This is a genomic window from Camelimonas sp. ID_303_24 (genome assembly GCF_053543495.1).
Genome location: NZ_JBLLJM010000005.1, coordinates 76,652 through 92,836, shown reverse-complemented (window position 1 = coordinate 92,836; position 16,185 = coordinate 76,652). Strand labels below are relative to the sequence as shown.

13 protein-coding genes are annotated in these 16,185 nt (G+C 66.0%); 7 read left to right on the top strand and 6 right to left on the bottom strand.

All coding sequences use genetic code 11. The annotated features are described in order from the left end of the window. The first annotated feature begins 196 nt into the window (after positions 1 to 196). Entirely contained in the window at positions 197 to 2,878 is a 2,682-nt protein-coding gene (locus ACERNI_RS06190) for an ABC transporter transmembrane domain-containing protein (RefSeq protein WP_448832407.1), read from the top strand. A gap of 144 nt (positions 2,879 to 3,022) precedes the next feature. Further along, complete coding sequence (locus ACERNI_RS06185; RefSeq protein WP_448832406.1) at positions 3,023 to 3,463, top strand: Crp/Fnr family transcriptional regulator; 441 nt, start codon at positions 3,023 to 3,025, stop codon at positions 3,461 to 3,463. A 90-nt stretch (positions 3,464 to 3,553) separates the two neighbouring features. On the opposite strand, the gene ACERNI_RS06180 is transcribed toward ACERNI_RS06185, so the two are convergent. Together ACERNI_RS06180 and ACERNI_RS06175 are read right to left on the bottom strand one after the other, a co-directional pair. Then, positions 3,554 to 4,363, bottom strand: a complete 810-nt coding sequence (locus tag ACERNI_RS06180; RefSeq protein ID WP_448832405.1) for a class I SAM-dependent methyltransferase — start codon at positions 4,361 to 4,363, stop codon at positions 3,554 to 3,556. 175 nt (positions 4,364 to 4,538) lie between these two features. Next, positions 4,539 to 4,745, bottom strand: coding sequence for a DUF2842 domain-containing protein (locus tag ACERNI_RS06175; RefSeq protein ID WP_448832404.1), 207 nt, complete (start codon positions 4,743 to 4,745; stop codon positions 4,539 to 4,541). Positions 4,746 to 5,140: 395 nt separating this feature from the next. Between ACERNI_RS06175 and ACERNI_RS06170 the strand changes: the two genes are divergently transcribed. Next, positions 5,141 to 6,256 (top strand): COX15/CtaA family protein, encoded by a 1,116-nt coding sequence (locus ACERNI_RS06170; RefSeq protein WP_448832403.1) that lies wholly within the window; start codon positions 5,141 to 5,143, stop codon positions 6,254 to 6,256. Between the two features lie 867 nt (positions 6,257 to 7,123). Here the strand turns inward: ACERNI_RS06170 and ACERNI_RS06165 are convergent. The 3 genes from ACERNI_RS06165 to ACERNI_RS06155 form a co-directional block, all read right to left on the bottom strand. Continuing rightward, complete coding sequence (locus tag ACERNI_RS06165) at positions 7,124 to 7,480, bottom strand: hypothetical protein (protein ID WP_448832402.1); 357 nt, start codon at positions 7,478 to 7,480, stop codon at positions 7,124 to 7,126. A gap of 592 nt (positions 7,481 to 8,072) precedes the next feature. Beyond that, complete coding sequence (locus tag ACERNI_RS06160) at positions 8,073 to 9,353, bottom strand: O-acetylhomoserine aminocarboxypropyltransferase (RefSeq protein ID WP_448832401.1); 1,281 nt, start codon at positions 9,351 to 9,353, stop codon at positions 8,073 to 8,075. Between the two features lie 108 nt (positions 9,354 to 9,461). After that, positions 9,462 to 10,049, bottom strand: coding sequence for a CoA-binding protein (locus tag ACERNI_RS06155; RefSeq protein ID WP_448832826.1), 588 nt, complete (start codon positions 10,047 to 10,049; stop codon positions 9,462 to 9,464). 308 nt (positions 10,050 to 10,357) lie between these two features. On the opposite strand from ACERNI_RS06155, the gene ACERNI_RS06150 reads away from it, so the two are divergent. The 4 genes from ACERNI_RS06150 (at position 10,358) to ACERNI_RS06135 (ending at position 15,152) form a co-directional block, all read left to right on the top strand. Then, positions 10,358 to 12,181 carry a chloride channel protein gene (locus ACERNI_RS06150; RefSeq protein ID WP_448832400.1) on the top strand — a complete coding sequence of 608 codons (1,824 nt, stop codon included), beginning with the start codon at positions 10,358 to 10,360 and terminating at the stop codon, positions 12,179 to 12,181. 38 nt (positions 12,182 to 12,219) lie between these two features. After that, positions 12,220 to 12,555, top strand: a complete 336-nt coding sequence (locus ACERNI_RS06145; protein ID WP_448832399.1) for a TfoX/Sxy family protein — start codon at positions 12,220 to 12,222, stop codon at positions 12,553 to 12,555. A gap of 540 nt (positions 12,556 to 13,095) precedes the next feature. After that, positions 13,096 to 14,640: a serine hydrolase domain-containing protein gene (locus ACERNI_RS06140; protein WP_448832398.1), complete on the top strand. Its 1,545-nt coding sequence runs from the start codon at positions 13,096 to 13,098 to the stop codon at positions 14,638 to 14,640. Positions 14,641 to 14,768: 128 nt separating this feature from the next. Then, on the top strand, positions 14,769 to 15,152 hold the full coding sequence (locus ACERNI_RS06135; protein ID WP_448832397.1) for a hypothetical protein: 384 nt from the start codon (positions 14,769 to 14,771) through the stop codon (positions 15,150 to 15,152). 168 nt (positions 15,153 to 15,320) lie between these two features. Here ACERNI_RS06135 and ACERNI_RS06130 read toward each other — a convergent pair whose 3' ends face one another. Further along, positions 15,321 to 16,184: an enoyl-CoA hydratase gene (locus tag ACERNI_RS06130; protein ID WP_448832396.1), complete on the bottom strand. Its 864-nt coding sequence runs from the start codon at positions 16,182 to 16,184 to the stop codon at positions 15,321 to 15,323. Position 16,185 lies beyond the last annotated feature (1 nt).

Sequence of the window (16,185 nt, the reverse complement as noted above, 5' to 3'; positions counted from 1 at the left end):
ACCGGGGGCTCCAGAACGCATCTCTGTCAAAATCGCGAATCCGGCGCTACGCTTGGGAAGTACGGCTCCCGGGCCTGTCGCCAGCCTGTGGCTCGCCTCTTGCCAGCCTGTTGCAGGAGGTTCGGGCCGGCTGCACTTTGCAACCGATGGCTTTGGGATTGCGCACGGAAGTCGCCCGGCCCCTGGAGGTGAGACGTTGGAGCGAAATCTGTTCCGGTACGTCTGGCGTCATTCCCGGCGCGATCAGCTGATCATTTTCGTGGTCGTGCTGGCGTCGCTGCCTTTCTATTACTGGTCGCTGGATCTGCCCAAGCGCATCGTCAACGAGGCGATCCAGGGCGGCGCCTTCAGAAGCGGCGTTCCCACCACGGATTTCCTGAAGCTTGGCGTTGAGCTGCCGTCCTATCTCGGCGGCGGTTACGTTTCGATTCATGACGGCTACAAGGTCGGCCAGATCGGCCTGCTGTTTGGCCTTTCCAGCCTGTTCCTGTTCTTCGTGCTGGTGAACGGCGCTTTCAAATACTGGATCAACGTCGCCAAGGGCGCGCTGGGCGAGCGCATGTTGCGCCGCCTGCGCTTCGATCTCTTCGCCATCGTGCTGCGCTTCACGCCGGAAACCCAGAAGACCATCAAGTCTTCCGAGACGGCGACGATGATCAAGGACGAGGTGGAGCCGATCGGCGGCTTTATCGGCGACGCCTTCTCCCAGCCGTTGTTGCTGGGCTCCCAGGCGCTCACCGCCATGACGTTCATCATGCTGCAAAACGTCTGGCTCGGGCTGATCGCCGGCGGCATCGTCGCCATCCAGTTCACGATCATCCCGCGCATGCGCCGCGTGCAGCTGCGCCTTGGCAAGCAGCGGCAGATCCTTTCCCGCCGCCTCGCCGGCAAGGTCAGCGAGGTCGTGGACGACCTTGAAGCCATCCACGACAACGACGCCACCGCCTATGAGCGCGCCGACGTCAGCGAGCGCCTCTACACGCTCTTCGACCTGCGTTTCCGCATCTACAAGTGGAAATTCATGGTCAAGTTTCTCAACAATCTGCTGGCCCAGATCACGCCGTTCTTCTTTTACGCCGTCGGCGGCTATTTCGCCCTGAAGGGCACCCTCGACATCGGCCAGCTTGTCGCAGTCATCGCCGCCTACCGCGATCTGCCGCCGCCGCTGAAGGAGTTGATCGACTGGGACCAGCAGCGTCTCGACGTGCAGATCAAATACGAGCAGGTGGTGCAGCAATTCTCGCCGGACAGGCTGCTGTCGGAGGAGGCCCTGGCCCCGCTGCCGCCCGGCGTTGAGCCGCCGCGCCTGCAGGGCCCGGTGACGCTCACCGATCTGCACATCACCGACAGTCATGGCATGGTGCTGGTGGAGCATCTGTCGTTCACCCGCGATTTGCCGATGCGCATCGCGCTGGTGGCCCAGGACAGCGCCGCGCCCGGCGCCGTGGCGCGGGTGCTGGCGCGGCGCATCACCGAATATCGCGGCGCGGTCACCTTCGGCGATATCGAGCTGTCGCGCATGCCCGAGCATCTGACCGGGCGGCGCATCGCCTATGCCGGGCCGGAGCCGGTGCTGTTCGCCGGCTCCCTGCGCGAGAACCTGGTGTACGGCCTGCGCCACCGGCAGCAGGACGCGCCGGAACTGACGGGCGTGCGGCGCATGGAGGCGCTGCGCACCGAGGGCGCCATGGACGCCACCGGCGAGGGGTGGCTGGATCTGGAGCTGGCGCAGGTCAGCGACGCCACGGCGCTCGATGAGCGGCTGACGGATGTGCTTGAGCTGGTCGGCCTGCGCGAAACCTTGCTGAAGCTTGGCATGTGGGGGCTGGTTGATCCGGAGCGTTATCCGCGCCTGGCGGAGAAGGTGGTGGAGGCGCGCAAGGTCGTGCGCCAGCGGCTGGAGGAGCAGGGGCTTTCCAACCTGATCGAGCCCTTTGATTTCGAGCTCTACAACACCCAGGCCACCGTGGCCGAGAACCTGCTGTTTGGCGTGCCGGTGCATGCGGATTTCATGGGCGAGGCGCTGGCCGAAAACCGGCTGGCGACACGGGTTCTCGACGCCGAGGATGTCCTCGATTCCCTCATCAACATGGGTGCGAACATTGCCGCCACCATGAATGAGATTTTCCGCGATCTGCCGCCGGGGCATCCCCTGTTCGAGCAGTTTTCGTTCATCGACGCCGATGACATCGCCGACTTCGATGACATCGTCGCGCGCTGGAAATCCCGGGGGATCGCCGGCCTCGATCATGACGGGCGTGCGAGCCTGCTAGCCCTCACGCTGGATTACATCGAGCCGAAACATCGTCTTGGCCTGCTCAACGATGATCTGCGCCAGGCCCTGGTGCGGGCGCGCAAACGCCTGCATACTGCCCTTGATGAGAGCGCCTTTGTTGGCGCTGTCGAATTCTACGATCCGGAGCGGCTGACCGTCGCCGCGCCCCTGCGCAACAATCTGGCGTTTGGCCGCATGAGCCACAGCGTGGCGGACGCGCTGCCGCGCATCACGGCGCAAACGACCGAACTGATCGATGATCTCGGGCTGCGGCTGGACGTGGAGCGCGTGGGGCTGGACTATCAGATTGGCCCCGCCGGCCGGCTGCTGTCGGCGGAGCACCGGGTGGCGGTTTACATCGCGCGGGGTCTGATAAAGAATCCCGACATGCTGATCCTCGACGGGGTATTCTCCGCCTTTGGCGAGAACCACGCCCGCGCCATGCTGTCCGCCATCTCCGAGCGCATGGCCGGCCGGTCGATTGTCGCGGTGCTGCATGGCGAGGCGCTGGCCGATCCCGACGTGTTTGACATGTTGGTGCGCTTTGAGGGCGTGCACCCGGTTGTGGTGCGCGACCATCACGGGGCTTCAGCCGCTGGCTGAGGTTGCCCGGGGTCTGGAACGGGATGGGATCCGGCAACGCCGCCCTTCTGTCCGGTTTGTTGCTTTTTTCCTGCGCCGGGCGGCCCGCCTGGTTTGCGGGGCATGTTTTGGCGGGGCCGCCTTCTGGCCCGTGGAGGGGGCGGTATGACGCTTGAGAATGAAGTTCAGTCGCTGCGACAGGTGCCGATGTTCCGGGATATCGATCCGGCCCGGCTCAAGTTGCTGGCGTTCACCAGCGAGCGCGTGACCTTCGCCAGTGGGCAACGGTTCTTCACGCAGGGCGATGTCGGCGACGCCGCTTACGTCATTCTTGATGGCGCCGCCGACGTTCTGCTGGAAACCGCCCACGGGCAGCTCAAGGTGGCCGAGTTTGGCCGCAACGCCCTGATCGGTGAAATGGCGGTGCTGGCGGAGACGCCGCGCAGCGCCACCATCACCGCCGTTGGCGACGTTGTGGCCCTGCGCATTGACAAGCGGGTGTTCATTGAGCTGCTGGCGCAGTTTCCGCAGATGGCCATTGCCGTGATGCGTGAGATCGCCACCCGCCTTGAGCGCACCAACGCGCGCCTCGCCAGCCGCAACTGACGGCGGCTCCAGCGTTTTGGCTGGACGCGTTTTTCACGCGGCTCCCGCGCGTCGCCGCACGCGGAGCGGCCCCGCTTCATCGCATGTCGCCTACCGCTCGGCCTCGATGAGCAGGGCCAGCGGCGCATGCAGCCGCCAGCGGGCCAGCCAGGGATGTTGCTTCGCAAGCGCTTCATCCGGGCGTGGTTCGTCCATCCGGGTGATGCGCAGGCCGGCGGCGATGACGCCATTGAGGTATTCCGACAGGGTCGCCGGAAAGCGCGGCACGGAAAACGGCGCGGCTTCGGCCGGGAACGGGCTTTTATCCAGCGGGCTTTTGCCAAAGCGCCAGCGCTCGATGAATGGCTGCTGGTCGAAATAGCCCCCCACATGCAGACCTGTCGCCCGCCCATCGTCGCCGTACTGCCACCTTGTCGCTGGCGTGATGAAGCACGGGTGCAGGACGCTGAAGGCCAGGCGCCCGCCTGGCCTGAGCACGCGCCGGACCTCCCGCATCGCCGCCGGGAAGTCCGGGCTGTCCATCAGCGCCAGCGTCGACAGGGCGACGTCGAAACTCTCCGCCGCTATCGCAGGCATGTCGCAGAATGAGCCCGTAAGGTAACGGACGCCGGCTGGTCCGGCGTTCTCCCGCGCCTGCGCCGCCGCGATCATGCGCGGCGAAATATCGATGCCGGTGACGTCGGCGCCCAATCCGGCGAAGCGGCGGGTATTGGAGCCCTCGCCGCAGCCGAGGTCGAGCACGGTCTTGCCCTGGATGCCCGGGATAAAATCGAGGAACGCCGGCAGGGTGTAGAGGTCCCGATACAGATCGCGCCCGGCCTGGACGTCAGCCGTCCACTGGTCGGCGTTGCTGTCCCAGGCGGCGGCCACGGCGGCTTCGTCGATCAGGCTGCCAGACATGGCGCGCTCCCCATCATACCAGATCGCGATGATGCTGGCGCATTCGCGACTTGCAAAGCCCAAATCAGCGCGCCGCGCGCCCGTGCGCGACCTGCTGCGCGCCGCCCGGGCCGGAGCAGCGTCCGCTGGGGCTGGCGCAAGGGGGCGGATGGTTCTGGCGCAGATGGTTCTGGCGTCAGCTGTCGGCGCGCTCCATCCATTTGATCAGCGGCATGACCGGCAGCACCCAGCCGACGCCGGCCAGCAGGAAGAAAATGAACTGCGCTGTCTTGCCGGATTCCTGGATGCGGCCCTGCGCGATGACCATGACGACCAGCGCATACACCATCACAAAAACCAGCATGCCGATCGAGCCGAAGAATTTGCGTTTGCGGCGGGTCATGACGTCTCCAGGGCCTGTCGCGAGAGCGGGAGCCGTTCGTGCTGGTGCGCCGGGGCCATCCAGGGGGAGCGGTGAAGCCGTCTCTGTTCAATACGTCGTTCAATACGTTGGGGGGCGCCATGCCAGAGGCCTGCCCGACGCGGGATTTGCCAGACCCGGAATTTTCGAATCCCGGATTTGCCAGATCTGTGGCTGCGCGGGTCCGCATCGCGCTCCGGCGTCGCCAGCACAGCCTCTAGACCAATACCGCCGCGGTTGAAACCGCTTTTGCCGGCCCGGCCCTGGAGCGCGTCCGCCAGGGTGCGGCGGTTGCCCGCCTTGGCGGCGGCGGCGCGCCGGCATTATACGACGGGCGCGGCGGGCCTGAACCTGCGGCGCCCGCATGGAGTGAAGTGATGACGACCACCAGCATCGACGACGCCATTGCCGGCGCGCCCGCCCCGGCGCAGCCAGGCCAGCGGGCGGTGCGCAACTGGCTGATTTTCGTCAGCTGCCTGATTTTCGTCATGGTTGTTGTGGGCGGGGCCACCCGCCTGACCGGCTCCGGCCTGTCGATCACCGAATGGAAGCCGATTACCGGAGCCATTCCGCCCCTGTCGCACGGCGCCTGGATGGCCGAATTCGATCTCTACCGGGCGACGCCGCAATACCGGCTGCTGAACGCTGGCATGTCGCTTGGCGAGTTCCAGTTCATCTATCTGTGGGAGTGGGGGCACCGTCAGCTCGGCCGCTTTATTGGCCTGGCCTACATGCTGCCGCTGGTCTGGTTCGCCGTGCGCGGCGCCGTGCGCGGCCGCCTGCTGGTCATGCTGGCGGTGATTGGCCTGCTGGGCGGTTTGCAGGGCGCCATTGGCTGGATCATGGTGCATTCGGGCCTGCAGCCCGGCATGACGGCGGTGGCGCCGGTGAAGCTGATGCTGCATCTGCTGGCCGCCTGCATCCTGCTCGCCTGCGTCGTGGCGGTCATCGTCCGCCTGTCGCCGCGCCCGGAGGCGCGTTCGGCGCGGCGCGTGCGCTGGGTGGCCGTGCTGCTGGTCGCCGGCAGCTTCGCGCAGATCGGTCTTGGCGCGCTGGTGGCGGGCCTGCGCGCGGGCCTCACCTACAACACCTGGCCGCTAATGGACGGGCGCTTCATTCCCGACGCGGCGACGCTGGCGCCGCTTGATCCCTGGTGGATGAATGCGCTGGCGACGGTTCCCACGGTGCAGTTCAACCACCGCATGGGCGCCTACATCCTGCTGGCGCTTGCCATCTATCACGCGGTCGACGCGCGGCGGCTGGCCGCTATCGGCCGCGCCTCCGCCGGGGCGGCGCATCGCGCCATGGCGCTGGCCGGGGTCATCGCCATTCAGGGCGTGATTGGCGTGGCGACCCTGCTGCTGGCCGTGCCGATCTGGGCCGGACTGCTGCACCAGGCTTGCGCCCTGGCCGTGCTGGTGACGGCGATGATCCATGCCCGCCGGCTGGCCAGGGCGGGTTCTGGCCAGCAGGGGGCTCCCCGCCTTTCGTGAGGAATATCAGCCGGGTCAGGCCGCGCGGGACCAGATCGCGCGGCGCCATCCGGGATGCATCAAACCCCGCGCTGTCGGGGTTTTTTCGTGGGCGGCTCCGCGTTGGGCTGGTGACGGCGCATTAATTTGCCGGGATGCAGGGAACTGACAGGCAGGTTCATGCGTCTCATGACAAAGGCAGATTTATGGGCAGGTTCATGCGCCGTCACAGGCGCGAATCATGCATGTCTGGTAGTCGAACGATTGTTTTGCGGCCAATGCTCTGGAATATTGACGGCGTCGCGTTTAATTGCAATTTATACATAGATCAGGTTTGAAAAATATCGCGATTAACGAGTCGTAAACCAGTGACAATCCTACACTTGTCCAGAACAGGCGGGGAGATGCGTTATGGTGACGATTGTAGTGCCTGCCCGATGGCGAATGGCGGTGGCTGCGACCAGCGTTGTGATTGTGACGGTTTCTGGCGGTTTTGAAGGCCAGCGGCTGTGTGTTGGCGCGGCGGCCCGGCGCCAGCCCCGGCGCCAGCCCCGGCGCTGGCGGAAGGTGCGGCTGCGGGCCTGACGTAGCTGTCGCGGCTCCGCCGCCCGCGCGACAAGGTCCCGGGGGCGCGAGGGGCAGGTTTGCGCAAGCAAAGGGCAGGGCAAAAGTGCTGGAACCGGAGCGATCCTCATTGATGCGGCTGATGCCGGAACCCGATGAGGCTTCCCTGTCTGGGGCTGGCCCATCTGGAGATGGCTCATCGGGCTTTGGCGAGGCGAGGGCGGCGTCTGGGCTTTTCAGGTCGCGGATGCGTCAGCTTCTTGGATGCTGGTGATCAGGGGCGCTGATATGACGCGTTCCAACAGGAATGGATCCGGCTCCAGATCAGCGCGCCGCGCTGCGCGGGAACGCGATCCCGCACCTCTTCATGTGGGAAGCCTGCTCAATCGCGTCCATTTCCCCCTTGAGGCGCGCCACTTCGGTGCTTGTGGCTCCGTCGCCCTTGATCAGGAACGCCGCGGGCCAGAACAGCACCACGGCGACGCCCGTCGCCACAGCATCATTGGTTGATTTTCTGTCCTGCTCGCCAGCAGCCAGCGCCGCGCGCTGCGACAGGCGCTGGGCTTCATGGGAAATTTCGCTGCACGAGAAATCCATGTAGATCATGGGTGAAATATAGGCTGGTCCAATGCTCTCGGGTATTTGACGCACAACCTGCCAATGCCGGACTTGCCAGCCCAAACGTAATAATCTTCATAAAAATTCCCTGGATACAATCCGGGGAACCTATCCACGCCCGATGAAGCGCGCAATGTGATGCTGGGTTAACTCGCGGGCTTGATAGGGATATTTTGCGTGTATTGGAATACAGTTCATCTGATCTATTAAGTCGTATCGCAATTCAATGGACCGGGCAGGTCGCCCGCGACATTGCGGGGCGGGACAGCTTCATCCGGGGGCCGTCAGGCGCCAGCCGCGCCTGGGGCCGCGGCGAGATCCCTGATTTTCGGTCGTCGCCTGCGGTGAGAGGCTGGCTCCATATGCTGCCGGAGCAACGCAAGGTCCTGCCCGTCAGTTCTCAGGCGCGTCGGTCGCCGCGCCGGAGCAGGTTTTTCCCTGGGGCATGATGCGGACAGGCGGATGCCGCCTGTTCGCGAACATCACGCGATATCAGAGCAGTTTTCGATCAATCTGGATCGCAACCTGCTCTGGTTCTCCCTGGTTTGAGCGAATTCTGACCGATCAGCCGGTTCCGGCTGACCGGAAAGCGCGCCAGGCAGACAGGCCAGAGGCGCGGTGCAGTGCGACCGCATCGCGCTCCAGCAGTTTTGCTTCAGCCCTTCAGGGCGGCGTCGAGGTCGGCGATCAGGTCGCCGGCGTCTTCCAGGCCAATCGACAGGCGCACCACGTCCGGGCCGGCGCCGGCGGCGGTCTTCTGCGCGTCGCTGAGCTGGCGGTGGGTGGTGGAGGCCGGGTGGATCACCAGCGAGCGGGTGTCGCCGATGTTGGCGAGATGGGAGAACAGCTCCAGCGCCGCCACCAGGCTGACGCCCGCGTCATAGCCGCCCCTGAGGCCAAAGGTGAACACCGCGCCGGCGCCGCGCGGCAGGTATTTCTGGGCCAGCGCGTGATAGGGATCGTTCTCCAGGCCCGGATAGCTCACCCAGGACACCGCCGGATGGCTGGCCAGATGCCGCGCCACCTTGAGCGCCGTTTCCGACTGGCGGGCCATGCGCAGCGGCAGGGTCTCGATGCCGGTGATGATCTGGAAGGCGTTGAACGGCGAGATCGCCGGGCCGAGATCGCGCAGCGACAGCACGCGGGCGGCGATGGCGAAGGCGAAATTGCCGAAGGTCTCGGCGATGACCAGGCCGTTATATTCCGGACGCGGCTGCGACAGCATCGGATAACGCGCGTCGCCGGCCCAGTTGAACGTGCCGGCGTCGACGATGACGCCGCCCATGGAGTTGCCGTGGCCGCCGAGGAACTTGGTGGCCGAGTGCAGCACGATGTCGGCGCCGTCCCTGATCGGCTGCCACAGGTAGGGCGAGGCCAGGGTGTTGTCGACGATCAGCGGGATGTTGTGCTTCTTCGCGATGGCCGAGATCGCCTGCACGTCAACCACGACGCCGCCCGGATTGGCGATGGATTCAATGAAGATCGCCTTGGTGCGCGGGGTGATGGCGCGATCGAACGACGCCGGATCGTCGCTGTCGGCCCAGATGACATTCCAGCCGAAATTCTTGAACGAATTGTTGAACTGGTTGATCGAGCCGCCATAGAGCTTGCGGCTGGCGACGAACTCCTCGCCCGCCTGCATCAGGCAGTGGAAGGCGATCATCTGGGCGGCGTGGCCGGAAGCGACGGCGAGGGCGGCGGCGCCGCCTTCCAGCGCGGCGACGCGCTCTTCCAGCACCGCCGTCGTGGGGTTGGTGATGCGGGTGTAAATGTTGCCGAACGCCTGCAGCCCGAACAGCGAGGCGGCGTGGTCCACGTCGTCGAACACGAACGACGCCGTCTGGTAGATCGGCGTCACCCGGGCGCCGGTGGTTGGGTCAGGGCTGGCGCCTGCGTGAACAGCCAGCGTGTGGAAGTTTGGCTCGCGTCCGGACATATTTACCCCCTGTCAGATGTGTATTGAAATATAACCCATCTGGTATTGTTTAAATGACCGCCCGCGCTCGCGTCAAACGCTGTTCCGGGCGAAACGCGGATGCAACGCTCAGCCCCGCCCGCGGAACGACGGCCCGGCGGCGCCCAGCGTCATGCGCTGCACGTTGCCGCCGGCATTGACGCGGCGTTTCGACGACAGCACCCGGGAATTGACGCCGTTCCAGGAAATCTCGCCGGAAAAGCGGCCGTATTCGATCTTTGGGCAGCGGTCCATGATAACCGTGCAGCCGCGCGCTTCGGCCTTCGCCGCCGCTGCGTCATTGCGCACGGTCAGCTGCATCCAGATGACCTTTGGCGGAACCGGCAGGGCGAGCGCCTCGTCGACGATGTCGCCGGCCGCCGCCGAATTGCGGAAGATGTCGACCATGTCGACCGGCTCCGGCAGGTCGCGCAGGCTGGCGACCACCGGGCAGCCGGCGATTTCGGTTCCGGCAAGGCCCGGATTCACCGCCCACACCCTGTAGCCGCGCTTCGCCATATAATTGGTGACGATCCAGCTCGGGCGCACCGTGTTGCTGGAGGCGCCGACGATGGCGATGGATTTCACGCCCGTCAGAATGGAGCGGATCAGATCATCAGGATAGGCGGCATGCGGATCGGCGTCCGCGCCATATGGCGTTGGCGGCGTCCCTGGCATGGACTGGATGTCGGATGCATCGCCGGGGCGCCGCGTCATGGCCTCTTCCTTCCGCACCGGACAATGCGCGCACGCGCCCGGCGGCAACCAAAAATGAACCTGCCTGCCTCATACCACTTATATGGCCGCCGGAAGCAAGTGTTCTGGCGCAAACAGGCGGGATCGACAAATCCAGGTTACGCTGCGTATGGCCTGGACAGGATGACGCGAAGTGAAGCACGCGCGCCTGTGTAAAAGGCATCAACATACACGGCCCGCGGGGTATGCAGGGGCCGGGCGCAGGGGGCGGTCGCCGCCGGGGATTGGATATGAGTGCGAGCGAAACAGCAAGGCCAGCTCCGGTGCGCGCCCGATGGACGCCGCGCCGCCGCGTCAGGGCCGTGCGGGTGCTCGTTGGCCGGCGCTGGCGCTCGTTCATCCGGGCGGACGAACTGTCGCCGCTGATCCTTGGCGGACTGATCGGCCTGGTGGCCGGCGTTGGCGTGTTCGGCATCAATGCGCTGGCCCAGTGGATGCACGAACTGATCTATGCGCTGCCCCCTGGGCAGCGGCTCAGCGCCCAGGAGACGCTCAATCCGTGGCGGGCGGTGCTGGGGCCGGCGATCGGCGGCCTTGTCGTCGGCCTGACCACCATCGGCATCCGCGCCTGGCGCAAGCGCGAGGCGGTCGACCCCATTGAGGCCAACGCCCTGTATGGCGGCCGCATGTCGCTGACCGATTCCCTGCTGCTGACCGGCGGAACCGTTCTCTCCTGCGGCTCCGGCGCTTCGGTCGGGCTTGAGGCCGGCTATACGCAGTCCGCCTCTGGCGCGGCCTCATGGCTGGCCAGCGCCCTGCGCCTGCGCCGCGTCGATGTGCGCACCCTGGTGGGTTGCGGCGCCGCCGCCGCCATCGCGGCGGCGTTCAACGCGCCGTTGGCCGGCGCCTTCTATGCCTTCGAACTGGTGCTGGCCGGCTATAGCGTGGCGACGTTGGCTCCGGTGATGGCCGCCGCCCTGGTGGCCAATCTGGTTCACGAACTGCTGACCACGTCGCCGCATGCGCCGCTGGTTGGCTCGCTGTCGTTCTCGGGCGGCGACTATGTCATCTTCGTCGCCATGGGGTGCGTCGCGGCCGGGCTGGGCGTCGGGCTGATGAAAACCGCCACCACGGTGGAATCCGGCTTCGTGCGCCTCAATGCGCCGCGCTGGCTGCGGCCAGCCATTGGCGGTGTGTTCGTCGGCCTGCTGGCGCTGGGATCTCCGGCGGTGCTCGGCGCCGGTCATGGCGGAATGGAAGTCTATTTCAGTTCGGCGCATGGCGTCGGGCTGCTGCTCTTCCTGCTGGTGGGCAAGATGCTGGCGGCGTCGATCTCGGTTGGCTCCGGCTTTCGCGGCGGCCTGTTCTTCACGTCGCTGTTCACCGGCGTTCTGTTCGGCGGCCTGGTGGGCGAAAGTTACTTTGCCCTGGCGCCGCATCTGGCCAGCGATCGCGTGGTCTACGTGCTGGTTGGCATGGCCTCGCTGGCGGCGGCGGTGATTGGCGCGCCGCTGACCATGACCTTTCTGGTGCTGGGCATGACCGGCGACCTGTCGATGACCAGCGCCGTGCTGATGTCGGTGATCGTGGCGACGGTGCTGGTGCGCCGCACCTTCGGCTACTCGTTCTCCACCTGGCGTCTGCACCTGCGCGGCGAAACCATCCGCAGCGCCATGGATGTGGGCTGGGCGCGCGATCTGACGGTGGTGAAGCTGATGCGCCGCGAGGCGCGCACCGCCGCCGAGACCATGACCATCGCGGCGTTCCGCAAACGGTTCCCGATCGATTCCACCGCCCAGGTGTTCCTCACCGACGAGGCGGGGGCCTATGCCGGCGTCGTCTATGTGCCGGAGGCCCACGCCACGGACTATGACAGCATCGCCGCCATCAGCCTGGTTCGCGACCTGCGCCACGCGCCCAACGCCTTCCTGACGCCGCGCCAGGGCGTCGAGAAGGTTCTGGAGGCGTTCGAGCGGGCGGAAACCGAAACCCTGCCGGTGGTGGACGATCCCCTGTCGCGCCGGGTGCTGGGCTATGTCACCGAAGCTTACGCCCTGCGCCGCTACAGTCAGGAGCTGGAGCGCCGGCGGCGCGAGTACAGCGGCGAGCGTTGATCGCCGCCCATGCGGATGGGCGGACAGGGGGAGGCGTGATGGCGTTCGATCCGGAGCTTGAACAGCACATCCGCGCCGCGCTCGATGGCCTGCCATGGCTTGGCGAGAAGCGCATGTTCGGCGGTCTGGCGTGGATGGTGGACGGCAACATGATCTGCGCCGCCATCACGCCAGGATTGATGGCGCGGGTCGGCAAGGCGCAGGAGGCCGAGGCCCTGGCCCTGCCGGGCGTGCGGCCGATGGGCGCCGGCGCGCGGCGGATGGGGGGCTGGGTGCTGGCTGACGAGGACGCGTGGCGCGATGAGGACGTGCGCCGGCGCCTGCTGTCGCTGACCATGGCCCATGTGATGAGCCTGCCGCCAAAACAGGCGTAAGCGGGAGATACGGGACGCAGGCCCTGTCGGTGAAGTCCGGCTTGCGGAAAGGGTCTGGTTTTTTTGCGCGCCGGATTTTCCTCGCAAAAAGCCGGCTTCACTTGTCTCAAAATGCGCCACAACCGGAGGTCGCTCTGGAAGGGAGGCATCCGGCCTGGAGCAGGTTCGCGCAAGGTCAAGTGTTGGCATGCGGAAAAAATGAATTTGGCCAGACTGTTGTGGCCAGTCTCTGGTCAGCGGTCATGGGCCGTGCGCCGGCGCACAATTGGGGCGGCGCCCGCACAAGCTTCTGATGATTTTTGCGAAGTTAATATGAAACATCTCGTTTCTGGCGGGGCGATATCTGCAGCTGGCCGTAATTGCGCAATATTGCTCTTGCCGTTCATGCCAAAAGCCGCCATCGTCGCCAGACGACCAGTGGGCAATACAGTATTGTCTGCTTTTTCCTGGGTGGGTCGTCAGCTTGTCCGCCGCCGCTTCCGCGCCTGATCTGGCGCCGGCCAGGGGCGTCCGGCGCATCATGCAGGAAAGTTGCGCGCCATGAAGCATTGCGCTGGATTTGTCGCGGCGGCGATCGTCTCTCTCGTCACCCTGCACGCCGCGCGCGCGGATGTCGCGGATGTCACGGCCGGCAAGATCCAGGCGTTGCTGCCGGAATTTGAGCAGCAGGTGGCGGCCGGAATGAAGGCGTTCGCTGCCCCGGGCGTCGCCATTGCCGTCGTGCACGACGACCGGCTGGTCTACAGCAAGGGGTTCGGCGTCAAGGCCTTTGGCAAGCCAGATCCGGTGACGCCGGATACGGTGTTCCAGGCCGGGTCCCTGACCAAGGCGTTCCTGACCGTGACGCTGGCGCAGGCCGTCGACGCCGGCCGCCTGGGGTGGAGCGACCGCGTCGTTGATCACACGGCGGCGTTGCAACTGGCCGATCCCTGGGTGACGCGTGATTTTCGCATTCTCGACCTCGCCGCGCAGCGCTCCGGCCTGACGCCCTATGTCAATGATGGGCTGATCCCGCTTGGCTTTGACCGGCAAACGCTGTTCCGCTCCATGCGGGTCGTGACGCAAACGCAGGTTTTCCGTTCGGATTTCGGCTATCTCAACATTCCGCACATGGTGGGCGGGGATGTGGTGGCGCAGGTGACCGGCGCCGCCAGCTGGCAGGATGCGGTGAAGCGGACGCTGCTCGATCCGCTTGGCATGACATCGACGACCGCCACCCCGGAGGCAATCGCCCAGGCCGCCGATCATGCGATCGGCTACCGGCCTGGAGAGCCGCCGACGCCGCTCCCGTTCCATGGGGCGCTGCCTTACGCGTTCGGGCCGGCCGGCGCCTTCAATTCCACCGTCCGGGATCTCGCGCAATGGCTGCGGCTGCAACTGGGGCGCGGCCAGATCGACGGCAAGGTGCTGGTTTCGGAAGACAATCTCGCCGTTACCTGGACGCCGCGCGTCGCCGTGAGCGAGCGGGTTGGCTACGCCCTCGGCTGGGTGGTCAACGCTACGCCAAAGGGGCGCATTATCTGGCACAATGGCGGCACGCCCGGTTTCGGCGCCCACGCCGGCTTTCTGCCTGACGGAAAAACGGGCCTGGTCATCCTGACCAATACAGGCTCGCCTGCCCTGGCCGATGCGCTGGCCCAGTGGTTTTATGACAGGGTGCTCGACAATCCCGGCGTCGACAGCATCGCGCAGGGGGCGAAAGCGGCGCGCGCCAGCCAGGATTTGCAGCGCAGGCAGGAAGCGGCCTTTGTCGCCGGGCCGCTGCGCCCAGGGGCGACCGCGCTGGCGGGCAGCTATGTCTCGCCGGTGCTTGGGGCGGCGATCGTCACGGTGGCTGACGGCAAATTGCAGATGAAGCTCGAGAAAACCGACGCCGTGGCCCAACTGGTTCCTGATGCGAGCGATCCGAACCGTTTTCAGGCGCGCCTGACCCCCACGGCAGGCTACGCGCCCATCGTCGCCATGGCTGGCGATGTTTCCTTCACGCAGGTTCAGTTCGATCGCGATGAGGCCGGAAACATCACGCAGCTGCGCTGGTTAAACCCGGAGCTGCCGCATGCGTTCACGCGCCGGCCCAATGAATGAGGCCAGGGTTCTCCGCTTTGGCGCATCCTTGCGCTGGGACGGGTCTTTGTTTTTCACCGCGAGTTGACGCGGGCTTCAGGCTTCGGGCGGCGTCCGCGTCGCCGGTCAGTCCGCCAGGGAGGCGCGCCATGAAGATGTTTTCACGCAATCTGCTCCAGGGCGCATTGCCGCTCCAGGGGGCGTTGCTGCTCCGGGGCGCGTTGTTTGTCGCGATCGGCATGGCCGCGGTGGAAGCGCGGGCGGCTCCGTTCATGGCTCCCGGCGCCCCTGGGGACGGGGCATGGCGCATTGTGCCCGCCAAAGACTTTATGCGCGGCGTCATCGATCTGTTCGGCGATCAGGACAACTATGTCCACGACGATCACTATGACGCCCAGCACTACCGGGATACGACCTCGCGCAAGGACCGGATCCGGGACTATTACATGATGCAGAACCAGGCCCAGATGGATTATCTGCGTCACCAGAAAGACATGCAGAAGCGCATGATCAAGCAGCAGCGGGGCTGGTGAGGGGCCGCGCGCCCGGCGGCCGCTGCTGGCGGCTTCCGGAAACAGGGCGGGGGCCTGACCTGCTCCGGCCGTGATTTGCCAAACCCGGTCTTGCCAAACCCCGTCTTGCCTGGCCCCGTCTTGCCCGGTTTTGAGCCGGGGCGGGATGGTCTCGGGGGCGGTCGGCTGTTACGCCTCCCGCCACACCGGCTGGCGCTTTTCGACGAAGGCGCCGATGCCTTCCTCGGCGTCGCGGGCCATCATGTTTTCCACCATGACGCGGGCGGCGTAGTCATAAGCGTCGGCGAGGTTCATTTCGAGTTGCTCGTAGAACGCCTGTTTGCCGGTGCGCAGGGTCAGGCGCGACTTGGCGGCGATGCGGGCGGCGAAGGCGCAGGCGCCGTCAAGCGCCCCGCCGGCGGCGGCGACCTGATTGACCAGGCCCATGCGGGCGGCGTCTTCCGCGCCGATCATTTCGCCGGTCAGCAGCATTTCCATGGCGTGCTTGCGTGAGACATTGCGCGACAGGGCCACCATCGGCGTCGAGCAGAACAGGCCAATATTGACGCCCGGCGTTGCGAAGCGGGCGTCGGCGCCGGCCACGGCCAGGTCGCAGCTGGCCACCAGCTGGCAGCCGGCGGCGGTCGCCACGCCCTCGACGGCGGCGATGACCGGAACGGGCAGGGTGACGATGGTCTGCATCATGGCCGAGCAACGCGCCATGAGATCGGCAAAGAACCGCCGGCCGCGATCGGCGTCGTCGCGATGGCCCGTGATTTCCTTGAGATCGTGGCCGGCGCAGAACGCCGGGCCGTGAGCGGCGATGACCACGGCGCGCAGGCTGGCGTCGGTGGCGATGAGGTCGAGTTGCGCCTGGAGGGCGGCGATCATCCCATCGGACAGCGCGTTGCGGCTCGCCGCCCGGTTCAGGGTGAGCACGGCGAAACCGTCATGATCCGCGCGCAGAACCATTGGCCCGTCCGCCGCTGCGACAGACGCTGGCGCAAGAGTTTGAGTTGCTGTTTGGGTTGCGGCTGGCGAGGGGGCGGTCATG